General features: G+C 47.0%; 25 protein-coding genes. 2 read left to right on the forward strand and 23 right to left on the reverse strand.

The genetic code is table 11. The features are described 5' to 3' along the window. Nucleotides 1-69 precede the first annotated feature (69 nt). Entirely contained in the window at nt 70-1,050 is a 981-nt protein-coding gene (serB, locus tag FC652_RS12850; RefSeq protein WP_013571194.1) for a phosphoserine phosphatase, read from the reverse strand. 106 nt (nt 1,051-1,156) lie between these two features. Here serB and FC652_RS12855 point away from each other — a divergent pair, with 106 nt between their 5' ends. Continuing rightward, on the forward strand, nt 1,157-1,768 hold the full coding sequence (locus FC652_RS12855; RefSeq protein ID WP_176298890.1) for a YtjB family periplasmic protein: 612 nt from the start codon (nt 1,157-1,159) through the stop codon (nt 1,766-1,768). A 120-nt stretch (nt 1,769-1,888) separates the two neighbouring features. Here the strand turns inward: FC652_RS12855 and deoD are convergent, their stop codons facing one another. The 17 genes from deoD to FC652_RS12940 all read right to left on the reverse strand — a co-directional run bounded on the left by deoD (nt 1,889) and on the right by FC652_RS12940 (nt 19,202). Beyond that, nucleotides 1,889-2,608 carry a purine-nucleoside phosphorylase gene (deoD, locus tag FC652_RS12860; RefSeq protein WP_011079645.1) on the reverse strand — a complete coding sequence of 240 codons (720 nt, stop codon included), beginning with the start codon at nt 2,606-2,608 and terminating at the stop codon, nt 1,889-1,891. An 80-nt stretch (nt 2,609-2,688) separates the two neighbouring features. Further along, the gene (locus tag FC652_RS12865; protein ID WP_176298891.1) at nt 2,689-3,909 is read right to left on the reverse strand and encodes a phosphopentomutase; all 1,221 of its coding nucleotides are present in this window, start codon (nt 3,907-3,909) and stop codon (nt 2,689-2,691) included. A 54-nt stretch (nt 3,910-3,963) separates the two neighbouring features. Then, complete coding sequence (deoA, locus tag FC652_RS12870; RefSeq protein ID WP_011079643.1) at nt 3,964-5,292, reverse strand: thymidine phosphorylase; 1,329 nt, start codon at nt 5,290-5,292, stop codon at nt 3,964-3,966. Nucleotides 5,293-5,380: 88 nt separating this feature from the next. Continuing rightward, nucleotides 5,381-6,157 (reverse strand): deoxyribose-phosphate aldolase, encoded by a 777-nt coding sequence (deoC, locus tag FC652_RS12875; RefSeq protein ID WP_011151059.1) that lies wholly within the window; start codon nt 6,155-6,157, stop codon nt 5,381-5,383. Nucleotides 6,158-6,715: 558 nt separating this feature from the next. Beyond that, nucleotides 6,716-7,978 carry a NupC/NupG family nucleoside CNT transporter gene (locus FC652_RS12880; protein WP_176298892.1) on the reverse strand — a complete coding sequence of 421 codons (1,263 nt, stop codon included), beginning with the start codon at nt 7,976-7,978 and terminating at the stop codon, nt 6,716-6,718. Between the two features lie 204 nt (nt 7,979-8,182). Then, nucleotides 8,183-8,980 carry a TatD family hydrolase gene (locus tag FC652_RS12885; RefSeq protein ID WP_176298893.1) on the reverse strand — a complete coding sequence of 266 codons (798 nt, stop codon included), beginning with the start codon at nt 8,978-8,980 and terminating at the stop codon, nt 8,183-8,185. Continuing rightward, nucleotides 8,967-9,104 carry a DUF5363 family protein gene (locus tag FC652_RS12890; RefSeq protein WP_176298894.1) on the reverse strand — a complete coding sequence of 46 codons (138 nt, stop codon included), beginning with the start codon at nt 9,102-9,104 and terminating at the stop codon, nt 8,967-8,969. The genes FC652_RS12885 and FC652_RS12890 overlap by 14 nt, the downstream gene beginning before the upstream one ends. A gap of 113 nt (nt 9,105-9,217) precedes the next feature. After that, on the reverse strand, nt 9,218-10,327 hold the full coding sequence (ribBA, locus tag FC652_RS12895) for a bifunctional 3,4-dihydroxy-2-butanone-4-phosphate synthase/GTP cyclohydrolase II (RefSeq protein WP_011078425.1): 1,110 nt from the start codon (nt 10,325-10,327) through the stop codon (nt 9,218-9,220). Between the two features lie 97 nt (nt 10,328-10,424). Beyond that, on the reverse strand, nt 10,425-11,081 hold the full coding sequence (locus FC652_RS12900) for a riboflavin synthase (protein WP_011078426.1): 657 nt from the start codon (nt 11,079-11,081) through the stop codon (nt 10,425-10,427). A gap of 1 nt (nt 11,082) precedes the next feature. Next, nucleotides 11,083-12,189, reverse strand: a complete 1,107-nt coding sequence (ribD, locus tag FC652_RS12905; protein WP_176298895.1) for a bifunctional diaminohydroxyphosphoribosylaminopyrimidine deaminase/5-amino-6-(5-phosphoribosylamino)uracil reductase RibD — start codon at nt 12,187-12,189, stop codon at nt 11,083-11,085. Nucleotides 12,190-12,208: 19 nt separating this feature from the next. After that, a complete protein-coding gene (nrdR, locus tag FC652_RS12910; RefSeq protein WP_011149678.1) occupies nt 12,209-12,658 on the reverse strand; it encodes a transcriptional regulator NrdR in 450 nt (149 codons plus the stop codon). A gap of 200 nt (nt 12,659-12,858) precedes the next feature. Beyond that, nucleotides 12,859-14,127 carry a glutamate-5-semialdehyde dehydrogenase gene (locus tag FC652_RS12915; protein WP_176298918.1) on the reverse strand — a complete coding sequence of 423 codons (1,269 nt, stop codon included), beginning with the start codon at nt 14,125-14,127 and terminating at the stop codon, nt 12,859-12,861. Nucleotides 14,128-14,139: 12 nt separating this feature from the next. Next, a complete protein-coding gene (gene proB, locus FC652_RS12920) occupies nt 14,140-15,279 on the reverse strand; it encodes a glutamate 5-kinase (protein WP_011149676.1) in 1,140 nt (379 codons plus the stop codon). A gap of 123 nt (nt 15,280-15,402) precedes the next feature. After that, nucleotides 15,403-15,792: a sigma factor-binding protein Crl gene (gene crl, locus FC652_RS12925; protein ID WP_103277474.1), complete on the reverse strand. Its 390-nt coding sequence runs from the start codon at nt 15,790-15,792 to the stop codon at nt 15,403-15,405. Between the two features lie 105 nt (nt 15,793-15,897). Beyond that, nucleotides 15,898-17,145 carry an esterase FrsA gene (gene frsA, locus FC652_RS12930; RefSeq protein ID WP_176298896.1) on the reverse strand — a complete coding sequence of 416 codons (1,248 nt, stop codon included), beginning with the start codon at nt 17,143-17,145 and terminating at the stop codon, nt 15,898-15,900. 158 nt (nt 17,146-17,303) lie between these two features. Next, on the reverse strand, nt 17,304-17,768 hold the full coding sequence (gene tet(34), locus FC652_RS12935; protein ID WP_176298897.1) for an oxytetracycline resistance phosphoribosyltransferase domain-containing protein Tet(34): 465 nt from the start codon (nt 17,766-17,768) through the stop codon (nt 17,304-17,306). A 144-nt stretch (nt 17,769-17,912) separates the two neighbouring features. Further along, nucleotides 17,913-19,202, reverse strand: a complete 1,290-nt coding sequence (locus tag FC652_RS12940) for an NCS2 family permease (RefSeq protein WP_103176774.1) — start codon at nt 19,200-19,202, stop codon at nt 17,913-17,915. Nucleotides 19,203-20,230: 1,028 nt separating this feature from the next. Between FC652_RS12940 and FC652_RS12945 the strand changes: the two genes are divergently transcribed. After that, nucleotides 20,231-21,703, forward strand: coding sequence for an aminoacyl-histidine dipeptidase (locus FC652_RS12945; RefSeq protein ID WP_013572309.1), 1,473 nt, complete (start codon nt 20,231-20,233; stop codon nt 21,701-21,703). Nucleotides 21,704-21,783: 80 nt separating this feature from the next. Here FC652_RS12945 and pgpA read toward each other — a convergent pair whose 3' ends face one another. The 5 genes from pgpA to prfC form a co-directional block, all read right to left on the reverse strand. Next, a complete protein-coding gene (gene pgpA / locus FC652_RS12950; protein WP_176298898.1) occupies nt 21,784-22,287 on the reverse strand; it encodes a phosphatidylglycerophosphatase A in 504 nt (167 codons plus the stop codon). A 5-nt stretch (nt 22,288-22,292) separates the two neighbouring features. Further along, nucleotides 22,293-23,261, reverse strand: coding sequence for a thiamine-phosphate kinase (gene thiL / locus FC652_RS12955; RefSeq protein WP_176298899.1), 969 nt, complete (start codon nt 23,259-23,261; stop codon nt 22,293-22,295). Nucleotides 23,262-23,326: 65 nt separating this feature from the next. Continuing rightward, on the reverse strand, nt 23,327-23,794 hold the full coding sequence (gene nusB / locus FC652_RS12960) for a transcription antitermination factor NusB (RefSeq protein WP_011078423.1): 468 nt from the start codon (nt 23,792-23,794) through the stop codon (nt 23,327-23,329). Beyond that, the gene (gene ribE / locus FC652_RS12965) at nt 23,794-24,264 is read right to left on the reverse strand and encodes a 6,7-dimethyl-8-ribityllumazine synthase (RefSeq protein WP_011078424.1); all 471 of its coding nucleotides are present in this window, start codon (nt 24,262-24,264) and stop codon (nt 23,794-23,796) included. The genes nusB and ribE overlap by 1 nt, the downstream gene beginning before the upstream one ends. A gap of 244 nt (nt 24,265-24,508) precedes the next feature. Beyond that, a complete protein-coding gene (gene prfC / locus FC652_RS12970) occupies nt 24,509-26,098 on the reverse strand; it encodes a peptide chain release factor 3 (RefSeq protein ID WP_176298900.1) in 1,590 nt (529 codons plus the stop codon). Between the last annotated feature and the right edge of the window lie 70 nt (nt 26,099-26,168).

Consider the following 26,168-nt stretch of genomic DNA (forward strand, 5'->3'; position numbering starts at 1 on the left):
GACAGTTTTTCTTTCAAGATAATCATGGGCAGAACGATTCTGCCCATGATTGTATTTAATATTCTTCAGTTACGGTTTGCTTTGCCAACTGATTTTTTGTTGCTTGGCGAGAATACCGGAAAGAATACACAAAATTCCGCCAAGCCCGGCAAAACGCACTGCCGTTTGTGCTTGCTGCTCAACTTTCGGTTTAGCGTGATAGGCGATACCCAGCCCTGCCGCATTCATCATCACCAAGTCATTCGCCCCGTCCCCAACAGCTATGGTGTTGTGCATCTCCACCTCAAACTGCTCCGCCAATTCGATTAAAATATCCGCTTTGGTTTGCGCAGAGACCACTTCACCCAAGACGTTGCCAGTCAGCTTACCTTGCACAATTTCCAACTGATTCGATTGCGCATGATCCAACTGCAGTGTCTCTTTCAAATAGTCTGAAAAATAAGTAAAGCCACCTGACGCAATAGCGGTTTTCCAACCAAAGCCTTTTAAGGTGTGGATTAATGCCACCAAATCCGGCATGAAAGGCAATGTCTGACGAACACTGTCGAGAATGGACTCGTCCGCTCCTTTTAATTTGCCTACTCGCTGACGCAGACTCTGCTCAAAATCGAGCTCACCTTGCATCGCGCGCTCTGTCACTTCCGCCACCTCCTCACCAACTCCCGCTAGTTTGGCGATCTCATCAATACACTCGATTTGTATTGCTGTGGAATCCATGTCTAATACAATTAGACCAGGCTTAGAGAGGTCGGGCACATCGGTCAAGCAAGCGTAATCAAGTTGAAGCGCTTGAAGAATCTTTTCATGCTCTGGAGTCAGTTCTCCTGCCATAAGCGCCACTTCGTAGTAGCCCACTTTCCAAGTATCAATAATCGGGTTGTAGCCCCCCGTAAAAAAATCGATATCTTCAAAGTGTCCGGGCGCTAAATACTCAGCATAAACAATCCAGTTGGCTTTACTTTTGTCCCATTGCGTGGCAAAACGAGTTTCTGGCAAACGAGTTAACAGTTGTGTGTGCCTTCTAAATGGCAAGGTTTTTAACGCTTCCATGGTATTAATCCTTTATGAACCTTCACAAACGTTACCCTATTGCAATTTAAAAAGGCAAGCCCCAAACTTGCATTTATTCCGATATTAAAAGAGTTCATGCCGCGATATGAAAGAGTCTCTGTTTTCACTACGAAATGCTTTGAGAGTGGTCGCCCTGCTATTACTAGGTGTGATGTTTTTCGTCACCATTAAAAACAGCGTGGTGATCAGTAAAGGGAATGAGAAGATCCAAGCGCAGCAACTAGAAACGCTAACGAAAGTTCTGATCTCTCAAGCGGCTCTTTCAGCAAGTGAAATGATTTTGTCTAAAGATCAAGAACAACTATTGAAGCTGACAGATCAACTCGCAAAGGAACGTCTGGTATTTGATGCAACTGTCTATGACTCCCATGGCATTCGTTTGGCATCCAGTGACAAGTCGCTCGCAGTGCGCGAGGTATTGGGATTGGACACCCCACTGGCAACGGCTGGCATTGGACGTCAGCAGTTGGTAGAACCCGTATTTGCTGACAACAGTATCGTCGGTTTTATTCGCATTACCTTCGAGACAGGCAAAGTGACTGCCTTCTCCGATCATCACTACCGCAAAATTGACCGTTATATGTTTTTGATGATTTTGATGAGCTTTGTCAGTGGCATGCTGTTTATGCTTATTTTGCGTAAAAAACCGCAAACTAAAGTCGAAAACTTACTGCTTAGCCATAAAGAACCTTCTTAATGGACCAAGGTTTTTATGGACCAAGGTTTTTATGGACCAAGGTTTTTATCGACCAAATCCTCATAAAAAAGCCTGCACAACGAGTGCAGGCTTTCTTTTTACGTCTTTTCTTGAAGCGAATTATTCGGCATCACCAAGCAATACAGAATCCAACGCAACAATCATCATGTCATTGAAGGTATTCTGACGCTCTTCTGATGTGGTTTGCTCACCAGTCTTGATGTGGTCAGAAACCGTACAAATCGTCAGCGCTTTTGCGCCGTATTCCGCAGCAACACCGTAGATGCCCGCCGCTTCCATTTCTACGCCGACAATGCCGTATTTGTCCATCACGTCGAACATTTCTGGATCTGGCGTGTAGAACAGTTCAGCAGAGAACAGGTTACCCACTTTCACATCGATACCACGCGCTTTCGCCGCTTCTTCTGCTGCTTTGACCATTTTGTAGTCAGCAATCGCCGCAAAGTCATGACCTTTAAAACGGATGCGGTTTACTTTGGAATCGGTACATGCACCCATGCCGATCACAACATCGCGTACTTTGATGTCCGTGCTTACAGCACCACAGCTACCCACACGGATGATCTTCTTCACACCGTAGTCTTTGATAAGCTCAGTGGCGTAAATTGAGCACGATGGGATACCCATACCATGACCCATTACCGATACTTTACGACCTTTGTAAGTACCAGTGAAACCATACATATTACGTACATCACAAACCTGAACCACGTCTTCCAGGAAGGTTTCTGCAATGTATTTTGCACGTAGCGGGTCACCCGGCATCAGTACAACATCTGCAAAATCACCCATTTCAGCATTAATATGTGGAGTTGCCATGTTTTCGTTTCCTTGTATTTCAATCACAAAAGAATAGAGAGGCACCCTCTCTATTCGATAAGTTCAATTATAGTTCTGGATTACAAAAAGTTTTTGCCGTAATCCATTGGCGATGTGCCAAAGTAGCTTGCCAGAGTTTGACCGATATCCGCGAACGTTTCGCGACGACCAAGTGAACCGGCAGGGACTTTTGGACCATACACAAGCACTGGGATGTGCTCGCGAGTGTGGTCCGTACCTGGCCACGTTGGGTCACAGCCGTGGTCAGCCGTCAGGATCAGGATGTCATCTTCTTGCATCAGTTCCATCACTTCGTGGATACGACCATCGAAGTACTCCAGTGCCGCTGCGTAACCCGCAACATCACGACGGTGGCCGTAAGCAGAGTCAAAATCAACAAAGTTGGTGAACACGATGGTGTTGTCACCCGCTTGTTTAATTTGCTCAAGTGTCGCTTCAAACAGCGCAGGAATGCCTGTTGCTTTCACTTTCTTGGTGATACCGCAGTTTGCGTAGATATCCGCAATCTTACCAATAGACACCACTTGGCCTTGCTTTTCCTCAGCCAATTTCTGTAGGACGGTCGCTGATGGCGGCTCAACAGAAAGATCTCGACGGTTACCGGTACGCTCAAACTGCCCTTTACCCGGGCCAATAAACGGACGCGCAATGACACGACCAATGTTGTAGTCTGCTAGCTCTTCACGAGCGATTTGGCAAAGCTCAAGTAGACGGTCAAGGCCGAATGTCTCTTCGTGACATGCGATTTGGAATACAGAGTCCGCAGAGGTGTAGAAAATTGGCTGACCAGTCTTCATGTGCTCTTCGCCTAGGTCATCCAGAACTTGCGTACCAGAGGCGTGGCAGTTACCTAGGAATCCATCAATACCTGCACGAGCAAGAATGCGATCCGTTAACTCTTTTGGGAAGCTGTTTGCTTTGTCAGTGAAGTAACCCCATTCAAACAAAACAGGGACGCCAGCAATTTCCCAGTGACCAGACGGTGTGTCTTTACCAGAAGAAAGCTCCGCGGCATGACCGTAGGCACCGATGATTTCTGCATCCGCATCTAATCCTGGTGCAAAACGACCCGTTGACTCTTTGTGCGCCATCGCCAGACCGAGTTTGGACAGATTTGGCAGACGAAGAGCCCCTTGGCGTTGATCATTGTTTGCCAAACCCTGCTCACATTGGTCAGCAATATGGCCTAGGGTATCTGAACCGACATCACCAAACTCTTTCGCATCTGCGGTTGCGCCAATACCAAAGGAGTCTAGTACTAAAATAAATGCTCTTTTCATTGCTTCTTCCTCAGGCCTATTACCACCCCATGGCAGTAATAGGCCCAATAGTCATTAAATATCTTCTTGGCGAATTTGACGATATACGTCTGGTGTTGGTGTGTACTCACCACCCACCTTAATCGCTGCTTGTAGTGCATTCGCAGCTTCTTGCCACTGCGCTTCGTTACGAGCGTGAATCATCGCCAGTGGTTTTTCGCTGCTTGCGATTTCGCCCAAACGGATAAACTGATCAAAACCTACCGCGTAATCGATGCTGTCCGTCGCAACGCGGCGTCCACCGCCCATCGCCACCACAGCCATACCAATAGCGCGAGTATCCATTGCAGACACCACGCCGGTCTCTTTGGCGTAAACAGGCTTAATGATTTCAGCTTTATCGAGGTAGTTGTCGTAGTTGTCCATAAAGTCAACCGGACCACCCAAACCTGCCACCATCTTACCAAAGCACTCTGCCGCTTTACCGTTATCCAGTACTTCCATCAATTTCGCACGTGCGTCTTCGGTATTTTCAGCCAATTTACCAAGTACCAACATTTCAGCACATGACGCCATCGTGACTTCAAGCAAACGAGGGTTACGATATTCACCTTTGAGGAAACGAACCGCTTCACGAACTTCGACAGCGTTACCCGCAGAAGAAGCCAATACTTGGTTCATGTCGGTCAAAATCGCCGTCGTCTTAGTGCCCGCGCCATTCGCCACCGCCACAATGGATTTCGCCAATTCTTCTGAAGCTTCGTAAGTCGGCATAAAGGCGCCCGAACCGACTTTCACATCCATCACTAAAGATTCAAGGCCTGCCGCCAATTTCTTAGACAGAATGGAAGCGGTGATCAGTGAGATGTTGTCCACCGTCGCCGTAATATCACGAGTGGCATAAACTCGTTTGTCTGCTGGTGCAAGGTCGCCCGTTTGGCCGATGATCGCCACACCCGCTTCTTTGGTCACTTGACCGAATACGTCGTTGCTTGGTGTGATGTTGTAGCCAGGAATCGCTTCCAGTTTGTCTAACGTACCGCCTGTATGGCCCAAGCCACGGCCTGAGATCATCGGCACGAAACCACCACATGCTGCCACCATAGGGCCAAGCATTAGAGAGGTCACATCGCCCACACCGCCGGTTGAGTGTTTATCAACGATTGGGCCACCAAAGTTCATGTGGCTCCAATCAATCACCATGCCAGAATCTCGCATTGCACACGTCAGGGCAATACGTTCAGGCATCGTCATTTCATTGAAAAAGATGGTCATCGCGAACGCTGCAATCTGACCTTCAGAGACCGTATTGTTCGCCACACCTTGGATAAAAAAGTTAATTTCGTCGGCAGTCAGCGCTTCGCCGTCGCGTTTTTTACGAATAATTTCTTGAGGTAAATACATTAGAGCCTCCCAAGCCCAATGGGCCATGGTAAAAGTAGGATAAGAAGGTAACGTGGTGCTTTCACACCACGTTCAGACGTTATTAGAATTAGTACGCTGCAGGATCAGCGACTTGGTCTGTTACTTCTAATGTATTTAGTAGGTTGGTTAGCAAGCTAGATGCACCAAAACGGTAGTGCATATTATCCGCCCACTCAGAACCTAGGATGTCATCTGCCATTGCTAGGTAAGCCGCTGCGTCTTCCGCAGTGCGTACACCACCAGCAGGTTTAAAGCCAACTTTCTCAGCCACGCCCATGTCACGAATCACTTCAAGCATCATGCGTGCGTATTCTGGCGTTGCGTTGACTGGTACTTTACCTGTTGATGTTTTGATAAAGTCTGCACCCGCTTCAATACAGATTTGCGATGCTTTCTTAATCAACGCTTCTTCTTTCAGTTCGCCGGTTTCGATGATGACTTTCAAAAGAATGTCGCCACATGCTTCTTTACATTGCTTAACCAATTCGAAGCCCACTTTCTCATCACCAGCCATTAATGCACGGTATGGGAAAACCACGTCAACTTCATCGGCACCGTAAGCGACCGCTGCTTTGGTTTCAGCGACTGCGATTTCGATGTCGTCATTGCCGTGTGGGAAGTTCGTTACCGTTGCAATGCGAACTTCTGGTGTACCTTGCTCACGAAGTGTCTTCTTAGCAATAGGAATAAAGCGAGGGTAAATACAAATCGCTGCCGTGTTACCTACAGGCGTTTTGGCGTCGTGACAAAGTGCGATCACTTTTGCATCAGTGTCGTCGTCATTTAGCGTTGTTAGGTCCATAAGTTTCAGTGCACGTAGCGCTGCTGCTTTCAAATCGCTCATTTCTATCTCCGATCAATATTCAAAAATTTTACTACTCAGCCCCTTTTTCTGTTCACATCACAACGATAAAACAGCAAAAAAGGTCTTTGCTAAACAGTCATTGATGAACGGACTTGGTTCCTTGAAGACTCGGTAATCATTACAACTACCAATTGCTATCCCTGTCACCGCACAGTACCAATTTGGCCTATGGCACAACAATCTATGATTGCGGTGTCTTGCATATCAGAAGTTAAGCAAGGCATCCTACCTTGTTATTCAACTCTGTTATGTTTGGGCATTTCATTGCCCTTACAAACTCATCTATTCAGCAGGTGATTGGCTCAGCAAGCCTAATCCCTCTGGTCTGATTACTACATTATAGAGTTTCATCGCAAAACTGTAGTGCCAAATAGAGCGCAAACGGTTTGTATCTCAAAAAAACTCAGCCTCTCACACAAGTGAACGTTTGCTCAATGCGTCACCTTCACTGGCGCTAAAAACTGAAAACGCCCCGCAGCAATCTCTTGCTACGGGGCGGATTTAAACGGCGTCTATAAATGCTTTCTCTTAACTAAATTAGAAAGACAGGAAGAAGCCAGCAATGGTCGCTGCCATTAGGTTAGATAGCGTACCCGCTGCAACCGCTTTAACACCCATACGTGCGATGTCGTGACGACGAGCAGGAGCAAGGCTACCTAGACCACCAAGTAGAATCGCGATAGAAGAAAGGTTTGCGAAACCACATAGAGCGAAGGCGATGATTGCTTGAGTCTTCTCAGACATTACTTGACCTGTTGCTGGAACAACTTGTGCTGCATCACCAACGTAAGGTACGAAGTTTAGGTAAGCTACGAATTCGTTTACAACCAGTTTTTGACCGATGAAAGAACCAGCAAATGTTGCTTCAGCCCATGGAACACCGATTAGGAATGCTAGCGGCGCGAACAACCAACCTAGAATAAGTTCTAGAGTTAGGTTTTCCATGCCAAACCAACCACCAACACCACCTAGGATGCCGTTAACGAGTGCGATTAGACCAACGAATGCGAGTAGCATTGCACCAACGTTTAGTGCTAGTTGTAGACCAACTGATGCACCGCCTGCTGCTGCGTCGATAACGTTAGCTGGCTTGTCGTCACCACCATCAATGTTGTCTTCCAAGCTTTCATTTGGAGTATCAACTTCTGGTTTGATGATTTTAGCGAACAGTAGACCACCAGGTGCTGCCATGAATGATGCTGCTACAAGGTACTCTAGAGGTACACCCATAGATGCGTAACCTGCTAGTACACCACCAGCAACAGACGCTAGACCACCACACATTACTGCAAATAGCTCAGATTGAGTCATTTTTGGTACAAACGGACGAACCACTAGTGGTGCTTCAGTTTGACCAACGAAGATGTTAGCTGCTGCAGACATTGACTCGGCACGAGAAGTACCTAGTGCTTTCTGAAGACCGCCACCTAGGATCTTGATAACCCACTGCATCACACCAATGTAGTAAAGTACAGAGATAAGTGCTGAGAAGAAAATCAGTGTTGGTAGTACTTGGAAAGCAAAGATGAAGCCGATACCGTCAACTGAGAAGTTAACTAGGCTGCCGAACAAGAAACCAGTACCGTCTTTACCGTAGTCGATCACGTTTTGAACACCAGCAGAGAAACCCGCCAGTAGATCACGACCCCATGGTACGTAAAGAACGAAACCACCGATGATGAATTGGATAGCAAAAGCGCCAGCCACAGTTCTAAGATTGATAGCTTTACGGTTATCTGACAGTAGTAATGCAATTCCTAGCAATACTGCCATACCGATTAGGCTCATAAACAGGCTCATAGTTTATGACTTCCTTATTAAGTTATTTATTGGCGTGTTACAAAATGGAGCTATTAAGCGGGGCCATTATACTCATGCCCCAATAATTAAAGTAATGCCACCTTCACACTTTCCCATAAGATTCATCGCTAATTCACTGCCATTTGTGAGCAAATTCACAATAACATACAGAATGGAATTTCATTTGAACACGTTTATTAGATTTCATTCACAGATAGAGAACAGAGAATTGCTATTTTTCCAGATTTGAGAGGCAATCGTTTGCCTTGTTTGATTATGCAACAAACCCAACTCATTGAGAGGATGAATAATCTGAGAGGGGGTATTGAGCTTTCCTTGAAAGCCAAAGATGGGCATATCTGGCGCATCGGTTTCAAGCAGCAGTTTTTCTAAAGGGAGTCGACTGATCGCTTGGCGCGTTTTGTTCGCTCTGGGGTAGGTAATGGTTCCGCCGACCCCAAGATAAAAACCCAAACGTATCCACTCCATTCCCTGCTCATAGCTACCCGAAAAGGCATGAATAACGCCGCCTTTTGGCAGCCGGGCTGCTTTGACTAATTGAATGAGTCGATTGTGACATCGTCGATTGTGCAAAATAACCGGCAGTTGATACTGCTTGGCCAAATCGAGCTGGTAGTTCAACGCCTGCTCTTGCAATGCCGTGTCTTGTTCAACCCCATCATCCAAACCGCATTCCCCAATGGCTACACAGCGAGTGTCACGCTCGTCCAACAAAGCCACGAGATCACTTTGTTTTTGCTGATAATCCGCCGTCAGATAATAGGGATGAAAGCCCAACGCATAAAAGATTGCTGGCCGAGTCTGTTCAGATGGCATTGCAGACCATTGCGCCAGTGTTTTTACTTTTTGCCAGTTATCGGGACCAACGGATGGCAGTAACAAACGCTCTACACCAACCTCAAGCCCTCTTTGAAGATGCTGCGAGCGCGCTGGTTCGAAAACGTCAAAATCGAGATGGCAATGCGTATCAAACAGTTTCATCGCTTTTCTTTTCTCGCGCAGGATCTTTTTTGTATGGTACACAACTGCGCTTTTGTTCAGGTGTTAATCCCATCTCTTTGCACCAGTCATCGTAGCGCTTTAACCACTTTTTCCACCATTGCATATCGATTACCTCCGAGCTGCATCCAGCTGAACATGCCCAACTGTCGATTCTTCTTTCACTTTTGCCTAAAAAAAACGCAGCGTTATTTTCGCTGCGTTTTTTTAGAAGTGGTGTTATTCACACACATACTCAACAACGTTCAGACCAAAACCGCCAAGGGCATGGTATTTCTTGTTGCTGGAAGAAAGTAGACGCATGTCGTGCACACCTAAGTCTGCAAGAATTTGCGAGCCAACACCAACACGACGTGAAGTGCCCTGCTTCTTGGCCAATTTAGGTGCCTCTTCTTTGTCTTGAGCTTCAAACATTTTGACGCGGTGGATCAGCAGCTCAGGCGACTCTTCATTGCCCAGAATCACCAAAACGCCCCCTTCTTGGCCAATACGCTTCATCGCTTTATCAAGCGTCCAACTGCGCTCAGCATTGCGATCGCTGCGCAGTAAATCGGTAAAGGTGTCTTGTAAGTGAACACGAACCAGTGGTGTTTGATCACCCATCGTACCTTTACGCAAAGCAAAGTGAATTTGATTATCAATGGTGTCGCGGTAGGTCACGAGATCAAACTCACCAAACTCAGTGGGTAGCTTGCACTCAGCAACGCGCTCAATCGTGGTTTCCGTGTTGTTTCGATACTCAATCAAATCGGCAATGGTGCCAAGTTTGAGACCATGCTGCTCAGCAAACACTTCCAAATCAGGGCGGCGCGCCATGGTGCCATCGTCATTCAGAATTTCAACGATAACAGAGGCTGGTTCGAAACCCGCCAAACGAGCAAGGTCGCAGCCCGCCTCAGTATGACCCGCGCGAGTCAACACGCCACCATCTTGCGCGGCTAATGGGAAAATGTGCCCCGGTTGCACCAAGTCTGCCGCTTTGGCTTCTTTTGCGACTGCCGCTTGAACGGTACGAGCACGATCCGCTGCGGAAATGCCTGTTGTCACGCCTTCCGCCGCTTCGATGGAAACAGTGAAGTTGGTGGTGTATTGCGCGTTGTTATCTTGCACCATTGGTGGTAATCCAAGACGCTGACAACGCTCTTTGGTCATGGTCAAGCAGATCAAACCGCGACCATATTTGGCCATAAAGTTGATGGCTTCTGGCGTAATGTGCTCCGCCGCCATAATCAAATCACCTTCGTTTTCGCGGTCTTCATCGTCCATTAGGATGACCATTTTGCCCAAACGAATGTCTTCAATGATCTCTTGGGGTGTACTGATTGGCATAGCGATATTTCCTGTCAATTTAAGCGCTAAAACGCTGATAGACACTAGTCTGATTCATCGTTACCGAGTGTCAACCTGTGGGCTAACATTCTGTGAACTAAGCAAAACCATTCTGTTGCAAGAATTCCATGGTGATGCGGGACTCGTCATTGGATTGTGCTTGTTGACCAAGTAACAAACGTTCCATGTAGCGAGCGAGAACATCCACTTCTAAGTTGACTTTGCGCCCCACTTGGAAATCATTAATCGTGGTTTCGTCTCCCGTATGAGGAACGATGGTCAGTTTAAACGCGTTCTTACGTAGATCATTTACGGTCAAGCTGATCCCATCAACGGTGATTGAGCCTTTTTCCGCGACGTATTTACTCAAACTCTCAGGCATTGCGACCCAAAACTCGATAGCACGACCAACCTGATTACGCTCAACAATTTCACCAACGCCATCCACATGGCCAGAAACAATATGTCCGCCAAAACGGGTGGTAGGCAGCATCGCTTTCTCGAGGTTCACCTTGTCACCCACTTGATAATTGGCAAAGCCCGTTTTCTTTAAAGACTCTAACGAGAGATCGGCACTGTAATGACGGTCTGAAAAATCAATCACCGTCAGGCAAACACCATTCGTGGCAATACTGTCGCCCAACTTAACGTCCGACATATCGAGCTTGCCTGTGTTAACAGTAACGGTAATGTCTTCCCCTCTCGGGGTAATCGCAGCCAATGTTCCAACTGCTTCGATAATTCCTGTGAACATATCAACTTTCTTTTGCTTTGATGTGCGCAATGATGCGGATATCCGGCCCAACCATTCGCACATCTTTAATGTCTAAATCGATCACGTGTGACATGGTTTGCAAACCCAGTGCACCCATCAATCCACGTCCATCGCTGCCCATCAGTTTGGGGGCGAGGTAAACAATCAGTTCGTCCACCAACTGGTGTTTTATCAGTCCTGCGGCCAGCGTTGCTCCCGCTTCAACCCAAAGATGGTTGATTGACTGTGTTTGACTCAGTTGCGCGAACAGTTTGGGCAAATCGATCTGTCCTTGCTCATCCAAAGGTGCAGGGAGATCGCCTTTGGGACCAACAATGAGTCGCTCACCCTCGGTTTGGTAAAGTTTTAGCTCCGGCGAAAGCTCGGCTTGTCTGTCTAACACAACTCGAGTTGGCTGGCGCAGCTGTTCTTGCGGCAAAGCGTGTTGCACAGACGAAGGTAACTCTGACCAGCGAACATTGAGAGATGCATTGTCAGCGAGCACCGTTTTACTGGTGGACAAAATCGCCCCTGATTGCGCCCGAAAACGTTGCACATCTCGGCGAGCTTGTGGAGAGGTGATCCACTGACTCTTGCCATTGGCTAAAGCCGTTTGACCATCGAGGGACGCGGCCATTTTGAGTTGAACAAACGGCATGCCCATTTTCATTCTCTTAATAAAAGCAGGATTCAGTGCTTCTGCTTCTGCTTGAAGTAGGCCCACCGATACCTCGATCCCTGCCTCTCGCAACATGGCAAAACCTCTCCCCGCGACTTGGGGGTTTGGGTCTTCCATTGCACATACCACTCGGCTTACCCCAGCTTTGATTAAGCCTTCCGCACACGGGGGCGTTCGACCATAGTGTGAACAAGGCTCTAGCGTGACATAAGCGGTCGCACCTTTGGCTTTGTCGCCGGCCATGCGCATCGCGTGCACTTCCGCATGAGGCTCGCCAGCACGAAAGTGAAAACCTTCTCCGACAATTTCGCCGTCGCGCAGTAATACACAACCAACATTAGGGTTAGGTGCGGTGGTATAGAGGCCGCGTTTCGCCAAAGCAATGGCACGCAGCATCATTTGTCTATCGATTGCAGTAAATTCGGACATGGTGAACCGTTACCTTGCGTTAATCTTCCAATCTGGCGATTTCCTCACCAAATTCACGAATATCTTCAAAACTACGGTATACGGAAGCAAAGCGAATATAGGCCACTTTGTCTAAATGTTTGAGCTGTTCCATCACCAAGTTGCCGATCATTTTGCTCGGCACTTCACGCTCGCCAGTGGCACGTAATTTGGATTTGATCATGCTGATTGCCAATTCAATTGCATCGGCACTGACAGGACGTTTCTCTAAAGCACGCTGAATACCACCAACCATCTTGTCTTCATTGAACGGCTCACGGTTGCCATTGGATTTGATCACCTTTGGCATTAACAACTCCGCGGTTTCAAACGTGGTAAAACGTTCGTTACAGGCGAGGCACTGACGACGGCGACGTACTTGATGACCATCGGCCACCAAACGCGAATCAATTACTTTGGTGTCATTTTCTGAACAGAAAGGACAATGCATATCACCTCCCAATGATGCATAAATCCATCTGCACGCTATTGCGAATATCCGTGGTAATACAGCGAATCACGGCGGCAAAGCAGGTGCAGAACTTGCGGCTAGTTTAGCGGAATTGCTAGGCCGAATAAAACAAAAAGGGGCGTGATGCCCCTTTTTCAAAACGGTTTAGACCGGATATGTTAACTCAAACTCGATTACGCTTACGCGCGTGAAAGGTAATTCGCCTTGCCAACCCATTTGTAACTGGTTAACTCTTCCAATCCCATTGGACCGCGTGCGTGCAATTTCTGAGTAGACACCGCCACTTCTGCGCCCAAACCAAATTGTGCGCCATCGGTAAAGCGTGTCGATGCGTTGACATACACCGCCGCAGAGCCCACCGAGTTGATAAACAACTCAGCATTTTGCAGATGGTTCGTCATGATGGCATCAGAGTGACTCGCGTTATGTTCACGCATGTGGTCGATCGCTTCTTGCACATCCGCAACCACTTTAACCCCCAGCGTGTAACTCAACCATTCGGTATCAAAATCACCATCACTCGCATCACGCATCTGCTCAGCTTTAGTCATGTACGCTTTGGCTTTTGGCTCAACAACAAAAGTCACTTTGCCATTGAGTTTTGCCGCCAGCATCGGAAGAAACTGCTCTGCGATACGCTCATGAACAAGTAAGGTATCCAGCGCATTACAAGCGGAAGGACGCTGAGCTTTTGCATTCTCCACCACATCCACGCTTTTCGCGAGATCGGCCGTTTCATCAACAAAAATATGGCTGATACCGAAACCACCAATGATCACAGGGATGGTGCTGTTCTCTTTACACATTTTGTGTAGTCCCGCGCCACCACGAGGGATGATCATGTCAACGTAATCGTCCAGTTTCAGCAATTGAGTGACCAGCTCACGATCCGGTTTTTCAATGTACTGCACCGATGCCGCTGGCAGACCTGCTTTCGCTAACGCCGATTGAATCACCTTCACCAACTCCATGTTGGAGAAGAAGGTCTCTTTTCCGCCACGCAGGATGCTCGCGTTGCCGGTTTTTAGGCACAATGCCGCGATGTCGATAGTGACATTTGGGCGCGCTTCGTAAATCACACCAACCACGCCAAGCGGCACACGACGGCGTGACAACTGCATGCCATTTTCCAACACTTTACTGTCGATTTCGCTACCGACCGGATCCGTCAGGCTGATCACGTTACGTACATCATTGGCGATGCCATTCAAGCGAGATTCATTCAAAAGTAAACGATCCAGCATCGCTTCGCTCAAACCCGCTTGTCGACCGAGTTCGATATCTTTGTTGTTTGCCGCCAAAATATCCGCCGCATTCGCTTCAAGTTCATCTGCAATGATGGCCAATGCTTTGTTCTTTTGTGCCGTAGAAGCGGTGGCAAGCTGAAAAGCCGCGTCTTTTGCCGCTTTGCCTAATGTGATTAAATCCACTTTGTTGTCCTCTTTGATTCTGGTGAGCGACTATTCTTGAATGACAACCATGTCGTCACGGTGAATCACTTCTGAACCATAGTCATAGCCCAGAATCGAAATAATGTCTTTGCTGTGCTTACCGGCAATTTTCGCCATATCTTGGTTGGAATAACTCGCAATACCTCGCGCAACCAAATGGCCTTGTGCATCCGTTACACGAACCACTTCGCCACGAGAAAACTCGCCAAGTACTTTGGTCACCCCTTTCGCCAACAAACTGCTCCCTTTTTCGACCACGGCTTTCACCGCACCTTGGTCAATCACAATATCACCAGAGGCCGCAGGGCCAGCGAGAATCCAACGCTTACGATTTTCCAACGCTTCTTCACAAGGCAAGAAACGAGTTCCTTGAGGGGCTGGGCTCAACGCATCAAAAATAACATTTTGCCCACGGCCTGCCGCAATGATGACTTCAATGCCAGCACGACGCGCAATGTCCGCAGCTTGGAGCTTAGTTGCCATTCCACCAGTACCTAGTGTTGTACCGCTGCCACCAGCAATTTTACGCAAAGTATCGTCAATGACTTTAACTTCTTTGATCAGCTCAGCATTGGGATCTTTACGCGGATCGGCGGTATACAAGCCTTTTTGGTCTGTCAGCAACAGTAGTTTATCTGCACCACATAAAATGCCCACCAAGGCAGAGAGGTTGTCGTTGTCACCCACTTTGATTTCGCTCGTGGCGACGGCGTCATTTTCATTAACGACAGGGATAATGCCGTTATCCACTAACGCGTTAATCGTATCTCGAGCATTGAGAAAACGTTCGCGATCTTCGAGATCCGCTCGAGTGAGCAACATTTGGCCAATTTTGATGCCATACAGTGCAAATAACGATTCCCAAGTTTGAATCAACTGACTTTGCCCAACCGCAGCAAGCAACTGTTTGCTTGCCATCGCATTGGGCAGCGCGGGGTAACCTAAGTGCTCACGTCCAGCGGCAATCGCGCCTGACGAGACGACCACCACAGAGTGGCCTTGTTTTTTTAACTCTGCACATTGGCGCGCAAGCTCAACCATATGAGCGCGATCTAACGCTAATGTGCCACCGGTCAATACACTGGTTCCAAGCTTCACAACGATAGTTTTTGGTTGAGAAGCTGCGACGCTTTGTTGATTCGTTGTCATGATGTCTTCTGAAATGAAACACAAAAATAGAGAGGATGTTTTAACAATCAAATGAAGAATTCACAAGCAGAAAAGGTGCGAAAATCGCACCTTTTTGATTTAGGTAGTTCCAAGAGGATGAAATCAGACAAATTCCACTGACTGCTCGTGATACGCCACGCTTAGCTGAAAATGCTCTTCCAAGGTTTTGACTAATTTGAGGTGAAAACAGTTCTGGGTTTTGTTCACTTCTTCAAGTAGATTTTTGGGAATAGCCAAATCGAGCCAATTCCCTTCAACATCATATTTTCCAATATGATAGTTTGCTGTAAAGCCTCCCTCTGCCGCTTCCAGCTCCATCCACCAGCCCCAAAATTCGCGCAACTCTGGTGATTTTCGATCATCAATACAAACAGACAAGCAATCAAAGTAGTAAAGCCCTTCCTTAGATTGAGGGTCTCTCAAGTAAGGCCCCATCGCTCGCAACTTTGCCAATAAACGATTGTGGGTAGGGTTGTTCGTCACTTCTGACATGTGAATCTCCATTTTCTTCAATGTTAAGAATGACAATAATTTTTATTTATCATGAGCTTAAATTTTAAGTCTCATATATCACTCTTGACTAAATTAGGAGATTTGTCACCTTAAGAGTTCATCTTCCAGCCACTTTATCGCTAAATCGAGGGATTGCTCATATCCTTGTGTAATTGTTTTGGAACTGATTTTCTTCGCTTTGCCATAAGTGCTAAAGCAAGCAACCATTTGATTGTCCGAATACGGTGAGACCGGATCCCCTTCCAAACTCATCGCAAGAATCGGTACTTTTGTTTTACGGTTAGTGAGAAAACCTTGCACTTTCAGCGACCACGCGGCCATTTGACCAGACAAGCTATAGATATCAACCGATGTTTTTCCTAAGCGAGAGGCAAGTACATCTAAGTACATCTTTGGCATTTGTTGTAGTTTCTTCGGCGAAGTAAAAATATCATGAATAGGCGCGCCCAAGATAACGCACGCTTTGATCTTTTCTTGCTCAAGGAACGAGAGCCTCACCATGGCGTTACCGCCAAAACGAAAGCCGATCAAACCCACTCGATGATGATCGACATAAGGAATAGAGAAAAGCTCGTTCAACACCGCTTGGTGAAGGCGACTGTAATCCTCCGTCAATGGGTACTTTGAGCTGTACCCCACCGATGGCATGTCTACCGTCAACATGGCAATATCGTGCTTGGCAAGGTGATCTCGAAATAGACGCCACATGTCGGTTTGCAGGCTGTCTAATCCCGCACTCACAATAACCACAGGATGCGGTTTGTCCGTATTGGTCAGATGCAAGTGCGCGGTGATTTTCCCTTTCTCAAATGGGATCTCGAGCTGCTTGATGATGTATTTGCTTTTTTTCGCGGCTTCAAGGTAAGCACTGTTGGCCAAAACTTGTGCTTGAATGGCCAAATTATCGCTCTTGAGGTGTGGGTAACCTGCGATGCTGTAACACAAGGATGCGGAGAAGAGCGCTTCCGATGCTGCTTCATTAGTCATCTCACCGGCACGCTTTTGATGCTCCATACCGAGCCTCGTCCATTCATACGCCCAGTTACCACTGTGATACCCCATCACCGTATCGAGCCATTGCTCATCAGTGCGTGAATGTTTGGAAGAGGCAATACGAGCCAACACTTGTTCTTGCTCAATAGGATCGACACCTTGCCACACCCATTGCAAGCGACGAAGGTTGCGATACCAAGAAAAACCATTCTTCTCTTTAATTTCATCAAGTAAGGATTGGCTAGTCGGCATGTATTGAGTCAATGCCGAGGTTTCTTTGGCTTGCTTATGTTTAACAAATAGCGTTTCTGACAGGTTTTTGCTGACTTCTTCTGACATATTCGGGCTCAGAGTGACATTCCAAAAGACTAAAAAATACAGCTCAGAGGCTTAATACTCTTTCCATGCAAGAGTGTGTGCGCCTAAAAGCCAAATCAGTATAACAGTATAAAAAAAAATGACCCGTAAAAGGGTCATTCTCTCAACAAAATCAGGATTTACTTCTGCTTTCGGTTTACGGGTTCAGCGTAAGACAATGCCATATCCCATGGCTGCTCAATCCAAGTATCTTGAGCGATGTCGACGACATAATCATCCAACAACTCTTTACCAGAAGGTTTTGCACAAACCGCAATCAGTTTCGCTTTAGGGTACATTTCACGCAGTTTACGCGCGGTGTCACCGCTATCAACTAGATCTTCAACGATTAGGTAGCCTTCGCCGTCACCTTCCGGTGCTTTCAGTACAGTCATATCACGTTGATGATCGTGGTCATAGCTGGAAATACAGATGGTGTCGACATAGCGAATACCTAGCTCACGAGCCAGAATAGCCCCAGGAACCAAACCACCACGGCTCACTGCCCAAATGCCTTTCCATTGGTCTGCTGGCATCTGTTTTTCAGCAAGTTGACGGCAGTAAGTTTGCATGGCGTCCCAGGTAATAACGAATTTGTTGCTCATTGTAATAACCTAATTATTTGAAAAATCTATTGTCCCAAACAGACAACAGGCTCTCATAAAGATGAGAGCCCGAAACGTAACAGAAAGTTTGGGTATCGAGCTGCGCAAACGATTATTCTACCGGAACGCAACTCTAAAAGCTATTTAAGCCACCAGATACTTGATGATAAAAATAGCCGACATAATCCAGACGCTGAGCGAAACATCACGCCCTTTTCCGCTGAACAATTTGATGGCAGCGTACGCGATGAAACCTAAAGAAATCCCTTCTGCAATCGAGAAAGTCAGTGGCATCAGCAAGCATGTCACAACAACAGGAGCCGCCTCAGTTAAGTCGCGCCAATCAATGCTGACCAATCCAGAAAGCATCAAAATTGCCACGTAGAACAGAGCACCCGCTGTTGCGTACGCGGGAATCATGCCAGCCAGTGGTGAAAAGAACAATGCCAATAGGAATAGCACACCCACGACAACCGCCGTTAAACCAGTACGGCCACCAGCCGCCACACCAGAAACACTTTCGATGTAAGAAGTGGTGTTCGACGTACCCAATAGCGCACCTACAGAAGTCGCTGTTGAGTCAGCAAGCAGTGCCTTGTTCAAACGTGGCAGTTTGCCATCTTTCTCAATCAGATTCGCTTTGGTTGCAACACCCACGAGCGTACCCGCCGTGTCGAACAAGTCAACAAACAAGAAAGCAAACACCACTGAAATCATGCCTACTTCAAATACCGCAGAGAAGTCCAGTTGCATGAACGTAGGCGCAATACTTGGTGGGGTTGACATCACACCCGCCCATTGGACATCACCAAACACCAAACCAAGTGCCGTCACAGCTAAGATCGCAATCATTACTGCCCCTTTCACACCACGGTGAACCAGTGCAATAGTCAAAAAGAAGCCAAAAGCCGCCAGAGCTGGTGCGAGAGAAGTAATATCGCCTAGAGAAACAAACGTCGCTGGGTTATCAACAACGATACCTGCATTTTTCAGTGCAATGAACGCAAGGAACAAGCCGATACCCGCTGAGATCCCCGTTCTCAAAGAGAGCGGAATCGAGTTGATGATCCACTCACGAATTTTGAAGATGCTCAACAGGATAAAAAGCACACCCGACACAAATACCGCCGCCAATGCAACTTGCCACGTATAGCCCATGCCCAGCACAACAGCATAAGTAAAGAAGGCATTTAGCCCCATACCTGGCGCCTGCGCAATAGGATAGTTGGCAAGTAGACCCATGATGAAACAGCCAATTGCCGCAGCAAGACAGGTGGCGACAAACACCGCACCACGATCCATACCTGCGTCTGCTAAGATCGCGGGGTTAACAAAAATGATGTAAGCCATCGTCAGAAAGGTCGTTACACCTGCAATGATCTCAGTGCGCACATTTGTGCCATTTTCGCTGAGTTTAAATAGCCTTTCGAGCATGTTCGAGTCCTGAAATAGTAAAAGTAAACGGTTGCGTAATCGATTGGCTACAGATTATAAAGTTATCAAATAACAAATTCCAGATAGATTTATCACTCTAATCAAGATTTCTAACTAGATTATGAAACCAATTCAGCAAGAAAAATCAGCCGCCAATATTTTTCCTTTAAGAAACAACTAGAAAAAACAGGGGCTTTAGAAGATAAACTGAAGAATAAATCAACAATGTCGCAAACTTACATGGAATAACGAGGAAAAATTGCAGAGTTTACATGTAAGAAATGCGGCAGATTCGAGATAAGCGCTCACGCTAAATCAAAGGAAAGAAAACTTAAGGTAATGTGAGACATTTTCCCTAGCTAGAATAAAAAAACGCCACTCAATTTGAGTGGCGGTAGAATCATGTCAGTTCGATTACTGAAAGAAAATTCCAATTTAGGGGTGAACAAATCGTTCGGGGGTCACATGCACTTGGTTAACTTACGTTACTTGTAACCAAAGCTTGTTGGGTACGCAAAGTTGCTGGTGTAAACAGAGTTGTTTGTCCAAAACATTGCAGATGCTAAACCTTTCATAACTATCACCTTATTAAATCAATTAAACACGTTTGATTTCTCGGTTCCTTGGAGGCGATAAACGGACTCATCCTTTGAGCATTTTTTCTTCGCTTTAGAAGTTGGTTACAAATATACCACCAAGAAATTTTATTACAATACTTTTAGTGATTAAAATCACATAAATTTCATTTAATGATCTACATCAAGTTAATTTGGTAATTAAATTACAGAATTGTCAAACTCAAAATAGGTTAAGTTACAGAGCATAACCAACCAATTGAGTAAGCGCTGACAGCAATGTTCACATTCTGTGACAGTGAACTTGTAAACAGCCTGTGACTGGCACTACTCGGCTCTGCTTGCAAGTGATATCCTTGCTCACAACTTATTATCTGCTGAACCCACAACCATCTAATCTACTGGGCTAACAGCAGTGCCATCATCCGGCAAACCTAGAAAAAGGAGTCATCTGTGTCTGAGTTCCATTCTGAAATCAGTACCTTATCACCTGCTCCACTTTGGCAGTTTTTTGATAAGATTTGTTCTATCCCACACCCATCAAAGCATGAAGAAGCCCTTGCTCAGTACATCGTCAACTGGGCGACAGAGCAAGGTCTAGACGTCCGTCGCGATCCAACCGGCAATGTGTTTATTAAAAAGCCTGCGACACCAGGCATGGAAAACAAAAAGGGGGTTGTTCTTCAAGCGCACATCGACATGGTGCCTCAGAAAAACGAAGACACTCAACACGACTTCACCACCGATCCTATTCGTCCATACATTGACGGTGAGTGGGTAACCGCAGAAGGTACAACGCTCGGAGCGGATAATGGAATTGGCATGGCTTCCTGCCTTGCGGTATTGGCCTCAACAGAGATCAAGCACGGTCCAATTGAGGTTCTGCTAACCATTGATGAAGAAGCAGGCATGACGGGCGCTTTCGGTTTGGAAGCGGGCTGGCTAGAAGGCGACATTCTTCTTAATACCGATTCAGAGCAAGAGGGTGAAGTCTACATGGGCTGCGCAGGCGGTATCGACGGCGCGATGACGTTTGATATTCAACGCGAAGCGGTTCCTGCAGGCTTTATTACTCGTCAGTTAACGTTAAAAGGCTTAAAAGGCGGTCACTCAGGTTGTGACATCCACACTGGCCGTGGTAACGCAAACAAACTGATGGCACGTTTCCTTGCTGGCCATGCACAAGAATTGGATCTGCGTTTAGTAGAGTTCCGCGGTGGTAGCCTGCGTAATGCGATTCCTCGTGAAGCATTCGTCAAAGTGGCGCTGCCTGCAGAAAACCAAGATAAGCTTGCTCAACTGTTTGACTACTACACTGAACTTCTGAAAGCCGAACTCGGTAAAGTGGAAACCAATATTGTCACGTTTAACCAAGCGGTCGATGTAGAAGTGGGTGTATTGACGAATGCAGATCAACAACGCTTTGTCGCTGCATTAAATGCTTGTCCAAACGGTGTCATTCGCATGAGCGATGAGATTGAAGGTGTGGTTGAAACGTCGCTTAACGTGGGTGTCATCACCACTGAAGAGAACAAAATCACCGTATTGTGTTTGATCCGCTCACTGATCGACTCAGGTCGCAGTCAAGTGGAAAGCATGCTGACATCAGTAGCGGAACTGGCTGGCGCACACATTGTGTTCTCTGGCGCTTACCCAGGTTGGAAACCGGATGCTGATTCTGAAATCATGGCGATCTTCCGTGATATGTACGAAGGCATTTACGGTCACAAACCGAACATCATGGTCATTCACGCGGGTCTAGAATGCGGCCTATTCAAGAAACCTTACCCTGACATGGACATGGTGTCATTTGGCCCAACCATTAAGTTCCCGCACTCTCCAGATGAGAAAGTGAAGATTGACACGGTGCAACTTTACTGGGATCAAATGGTGGCATTACTGGAAGCGATTCCTGAAAAGGCGTAACCGCGAAGTTTGCTCTTAAATGAAAGAAGGAGGACCAAGGTCCTCCTTCTTTGTATGCGGTTTATCAATCGCTTTTCCGCTTATAACCAACCAGCAAAATACCCCAGCACATAGAGAGAAATGGCAGACATCACCCCAGCGACAATGTCATCCAGCATAATACCTAACCCACCATGCACACGCTTATCCAACCAGCCAATCGGCCAAGGTTTGACCATATCGAAGAAGCGGAACAACACGAACCCTGCGCCTACCCATTTCAACTCAGAAATGGGGATTTGCAACGCAGGCATGATGGTCATGGTGATCCAAAATCCAGCAAACTCATCCCAGACAATCGAGCCGTGATCGTGCACGCCCATATCGTCTGACGTCACTTGGCAAATTTTAATACCGACTAGACAGGCAACGAGAACAATCACCAAATAGACAGGAAGAGGTAATGGAGCGAAAACCAAAAACAGAGGAATGGATGCCAACGTCCCCATGGTGCCTGGGATAATCGGCGATAAGCCACTGCCAAACCCCGTTGCCAATAAATGCCAAGGATTATTTAAAGAAATTTTATCAAGTGGATTGTTCATGGTGATTACGCCTTAAAGTGGTCAAAGCCACTTAAATCCCAGTTTAATTTTGTGCCATCATCATGGAGTTCAAAAAAGCCATGTGGACGAATTTGCCCGATACACGTCACTTTGCAACCAACGTGTGCCAAGGCACTTTCGATTGTTCCTCTTGCCTCTTCGGGCACGGTAAAACAAAGCTCGTATTCTTCGCCGCTGGTCAGCGCATATTGAAGTGCCGTTTCGCGCTCGGTCAAAAAAGAGAGCAGTTCAGATGAAATCGGCAGCTTAGAGACATCCAGGCTAACACCAACCTGAGAACGGTTTAAGATGTGCCCTAAATCCGCAATTAAGCCATCGGAGATATCAATCGCCGCCGAGGCTAATCCGACCAACGCTTGCCCTGCTAAAATCCGCGGCATACTCATATAATGCGCTTTTTCTAGCGCTTGTGCGGCTGGGCGAGTACGCAAGTTGCTATCGAGAATCACATCCAATCCCGCCTTTGCATCGCCTAGCGTCCCCGTAACAAACACATAGTCACCCGGCTTAGCACCACTGCGCGTGATCGCTTTCCCTTCAGGGACAAACCCTTGCACCGTCATGGTCAAACTCAGTGGACCTTTCGTCGTGTCACCACCAATGAGCTGTATGCCGAAGTAATCCGCCAGCTTAAAAAAACCATCACAAAAGGGAGCCAACCAGGCTTCATCGGCTTGCGGCATAGTCAGAGCAAATGAGACCCACGCTGGTGTTGCCCCCATGGCCGCCAAATCGCTGATGTTCGATGCTAGCGCCTTATGCGCCACCCAAGCAGGATCGGCATCGGCTAAGAAATGAGTGCCACATACTAGGGTATCGGTGCTAATGGCAATTTGCACGTTAGCTGGGGCTTTGACTAGCGCGCAATCGTCGCCAGCAGCTAGGTGTACATCTTTACGTTGTGCCTGACGGCCAACGAAGTATTTTTCAATCAGATTAAACTCGCCTGACATCAAAATCCTTTCCTTTGTTATAAAAAAGGCCAGCATTGTGCTGACCTTTTGTTATTCACTAACGCTTATTTTTTGCGAACGTGCGGTGCGGCTTTATCAAGCACACCGTTAACAAACTTATGGCTATCTTCTGCTGCAAATACTTTTGCTAGCTCGATCGCTTCGTTAATCACAACTTTGTAAGGTACGTCTTCACGGCGAGTCATTTCGTACATCGCTAAACGTAGCAGCGCCAACTCCATCATATCCAAATCTTGCATTGGACGAGAAACGTAAGGGCGAATCTTACTGTCCAGTTCGGTGTGACTTAGAACAACACCGGTCAACAAGTCGCGGAAGTATGCTACGTCAGTCTCCGGAGCTGCTAGTGCAGGCTCAGCAGCACGATGCTCTTCTTCATCATACTTTTCGCCAGCCAAAAACTGAGCTTCGATAGTGGCAACATTTTCTTTAGTAATTTGCCATGAATAGATTGCTTGTAAAGCGAATTGACGTGCGTTACGACGTGCGGCTGGTTTCACACTGGCCCCCATTAGGAATCAATTTCAGAAAGAACGTTTATCATCTCAAGTGCGCTCAGTGCAGCTTCTGCACCTTTGTTACCAGCCTTGGTTCCTGCGCGTTCAATAGCTTGATCGATAGTATCAACGGTCAAAACACCAAACGCCACTGGAATGCTAAATTCAAGAGACACTTGCGCTAGACCTTTATTCATTTCACTACAAACATAGTCAAAGTGTGGTGTACCACCACGGATCACTGAGCCAAGAGATACAATCGCGTCGAACTTACCTGTTTTTGCTACGCGCTGAGCCACTAAAGGTAATTCAACAGCACCAGGACAACGTACAACGGTGATGTTGTCTTCACTGACTTGACCGTGACGCTTCAAAGTGTCGATGGCACCAGACAATAGACTTTCGTTAATAAAACTGTTGAAACGAGAAATAACGATAGCAATTTTTGCGTTTGGCGCAGGGAAGCCACCCTCGATCACTTTCATAAGCCTTCCTTTAACTATGTTCATCAAGTGAGAATCGCCGGATTCTAGCACAATTTTGTGAGCAATATCTAATGGTATTTCGTTCGAGCGTTGTGTCAAACACTAGGCGCTGTCGATGCTTTCGCTTGCCAACATTCGGTTCAACACACTCAATGAGCCAGCCACTGGATCGTACGCTGCAAGATAAAAAGCCCTTGGTGGTCAACCAAGGGCTCTTAAATCATTCACTAGCGTTGACTGGTGATCAGTGCTCACGCGTAGCGCGGAATTCCACTTCAGGGAAACGCTCTTTGGCAAGATTGAGGTTGACCATGGTTGGGGCAATGTACGTTAAGTTATCGCCACCATCCAGTGCTAGGTTAGTTTGGTTCTTACGCTGGAACTCGTCTAGCTTCTTCGCATCACCACATTCAACCCAACGTGCCGTCGCTACGTTCACACTCTCGTAAATCGCTTCTACGTTGTATTCAGATTTCAAACGCGCCACAACAACATCAAACTGAAGCACACCGACCGCGCCCACGATCAAATCGTTGTTCTGCAAAGGACGGAATACCTGTACTGCCCCTTCTTCTGAAAGCTGAACAAGGCCTTTTAGTAGTTGTTTTTGCTTCAGAGGATCGCGCAGACGAATACGACGGAATAGCTCAGGCGCAAAGTTTGGAATACCAGAGAACTTCAGCGATTCACCTTGGGTAAAGGTGTCACCAATCTGAATGGTGCCATGGTTATGTAAACCAATGATGTCACCGGCATACGCAGCTTCCGCGCGAGAACGATCGCCCGCCATGAAGGTCACGGCATCAGAAATGTTCACTTGTTTACCCAAGCGAACGTGATTCATCTTCATTCCTTGAGTATACGTGCCCGACACAATACGCATAAACGCGATACGGTCGCGGTGCTTAGGATCCATGTTTGCCTGAATCTTAAAGACGAAACCGGTGAACTTGTCTTCAGTGGCTTCCACTTCACGCTCATTGGCTTGACGCGGTAGCGGCGCTGGCGCCCAGTCCGTCAGACCATCAAGCATGTGGTCAACACCAAAGTTACCCAATGCGGTACCAAAGAATACCGGAGTCAATTCACCCTTTAGGAACATCTCTTGATCAAACTCGTGAGACGCACCAAGAACCAGTTCCAACTCTTCACGCAGTTGCTCAGCGAGATCGGAACCAACGGCTTCATCCAGTTCAGGATTGTCGAGACCTTTGATGATTCGTTCTTCTTGAATCGTGTGGCCCTGACCGGTTGAGTACAAAATGGTCTCATCACGATGGATGTGATAAACGCCTTTGAACTCCTTACCACAACCAATTGGCCAAGATACCGGTGCACAGGCAATATTCAGCTCGCTCTCGACTTCATCAAGCAGTTCCATCGGATCGCGAATATCACGGTCCAATTTGTTCATGAAGGTCACGATCGGCGTATCACGCAGACGGGTAACTTCCATAAGCTTGCGAGTACGATCCTCAACACCTTTCGCGGCGTCAATCACCATCAAACACGAGTCAACCGCTGTTAACGTACGGTAAGTATCTTCCGAGAAGTCTTCGTGCCCCGGAGTATCGAGTAGGTTCACTAAGCAATCGTTGTACGGGAACTGCATCACCGATGTTGTCACCGAGATACCACGTTCTTTTTCCATTTCCATCCAGTCAGACTTAGCGTGCTGGCTAGAACCACGACCTTTTACTGTACCTGCGGTTTGAATCGCACGTCCGAACAGCAGGACTTTTTCTGTGATAGTTGTTTTACCCGCATCTGGGTGCGAGATGATCGCGAAGGTTCTACGTTTAGATACTTCGCTTAAAAAAGGAGCATTTGACATGAAACTGGTCTTCTGTGTTTTATCTGAGCCGGAAATCGGTGCACTTCATGTGAGGTGACTAACCAGATTC

It is taken from the genome of Vibrio sp. 05-20-BW147 (genome assembly GCF_013369385.1).
Classification (GTDB): Bacteria; Pseudomonadota; Gammaproteobacteria; order Enterobacterales; family Vibrionaceae; genus Vibrio; species Vibrio floridensis.

What these genes read in the sequence shown, in the direction of transcription:
- serB (WP_013571194.1), bottom strand. Translation starts at nt 1,050, where the DNA reads ATGGAAGCGTTAAAAACCTTGCCATTTAGAAGGCACACACAACTGTTA.
- FC652_RS12855 (WP_176298890.1), top strand. Translation starts at nt 1,157, where the DNA reads ATGAAAGAGTCTCTGTTTTCACTACGAAATGCTTTGAGAGTGGTCGCC.
- deoD (WP_011079645.1), bottom strand. Translation starts at nt 2,608, where the DNA reads ATGGCAACTCCACATATTAATGCTGAAATGGGTGATTTTGCAGATGTT.
- FC652_RS12865 (WP_176298891.1), bottom strand. Translation starts at nt 3,909, where the DNA reads ATGAAAAGAGCATTTATTTTAGTACTAGACTCCTTTGGTATTGGCGCA.
- deoA (WP_011079643.1), bottom strand. Translation starts at nt 5,292, where the DNA reads ATGTATTTACCTCAAGAAATTATTCGTAAAAAACGCGACGGCGAAGCG.
- deoC (WP_011151059.1), bottom strand. Translation starts at nt 6,157, where the DNA reads ATGAGCGATTTGAAAGCAGCAGCGCTACGTGCACTGAAACTTATGGAC.
- FC652_RS12880 (WP_176298892.1), bottom strand. Translation starts at nt 7,978, where the DNA reads ATGAGCCTGTTTATGAGCCTAATCGGTATGGCAGTATTGCTAGGAATT.
- FC652_RS12885 (WP_176298893.1), bottom strand. Translation starts at nt 8,980, where the DNA reads ATGAAACTGTTTGATACGCATTGCCATCTCGATTTTGACGTTTTCGAA.
- FC652_RS12890 (WP_176298894.1), bottom strand. Translation starts at nt 9,104, where the DNA reads ATGCAATGGTGGAAAAAGTGGTTAAAGCGCTACGATGACTGGTGCAAA.
- ribBA (WP_011078425.1), bottom strand. Translation starts at nt 10,327, where the DNA reads ATGCCAATCAGTACACCCCAAGAGATCATTGAAGACATTCGTTTGGGC.
- FC652_RS12900 (WP_011078426.1), bottom strand. Translation starts at nt 11,081, where the DNA reads ATGTTCACAGGAATTATCGAAGCAGTTGGAACATTGGCTGCGATTACC.
- ribD (WP_176298895.1), bottom strand. Translation starts at nt 12,189, where the DNA reads ATGTCCGAATTTACTGCAATCGATAGACAAATGATGCTGCGTGCCATT.
- nrdR (WP_011149678.1), bottom strand. Translation starts at nt 12,658, where the DNA reads ATGCATTGTCCTTTCTGTTCAGAAAATGACACCAAAGTAATTGATTCG.
- proB (WP_011149676.1), bottom strand. Translation starts at nt 15,279, where the DNA reads ATGACAACGAATCAACAAAGCGTCGCAGCTTCTCAACCAAAAACTATC.
- crl (WP_103277474.1), bottom strand. Translation starts at nt 15,792, where the DNA reads ATGTCAGAAGTGACGAACAACCCTACCCACAATCGTTTATTGGCAAAG.
- frsA (WP_176298896.1), bottom strand. Translation starts at nt 17,145, where the DNA reads ATGTCAGAAGAAGTCAGCAAAAACCTGTCAGAAACGCTATTTGTTAAA.
- FC652_RS12940 (WP_103176774.1), bottom strand. Translation starts at nt 19,202, where the DNA reads ATGCTCGAAAGGCTATTTAAACTCAGCGAAAATGGCACAAATGTGCGC.
- pgpA (WP_176298898.1), bottom strand. Translation starts at nt 22,287, where the DNA reads ATGAACAATCCACTTGATAAAATTTCTTTAAATAATCCTTGGCATTTA.
- thiL (WP_176298899.1), bottom strand. Translation starts at nt 23,261, where the DNA reads ATGTCAGGCGAGTTTAATCTGATTGAAAAATACTTCGTTGGCCGTCAG.
- nusB (WP_011078423.1), bottom strand. Translation starts at nt 23,794, where the DNA reads ATGGGGGCCAGTGTGAAACCAGCCGCACGTCGTAACGCACGTCAATTC.
- ribE (WP_011078424.1), bottom strand. Translation starts at nt 24,264, where the DNA reads ATGAAAGTGATCGAGGGTGGCTTCCCTGCGCCAAACGCAAAAATTGCT.
- prfC (WP_176298900.1), bottom strand. Translation starts at nt 26,098, where the DNA reads ATGTCAAATGCTCCTTTTTTAAGCGAAGTATCTAAACGTAGAACCTTC.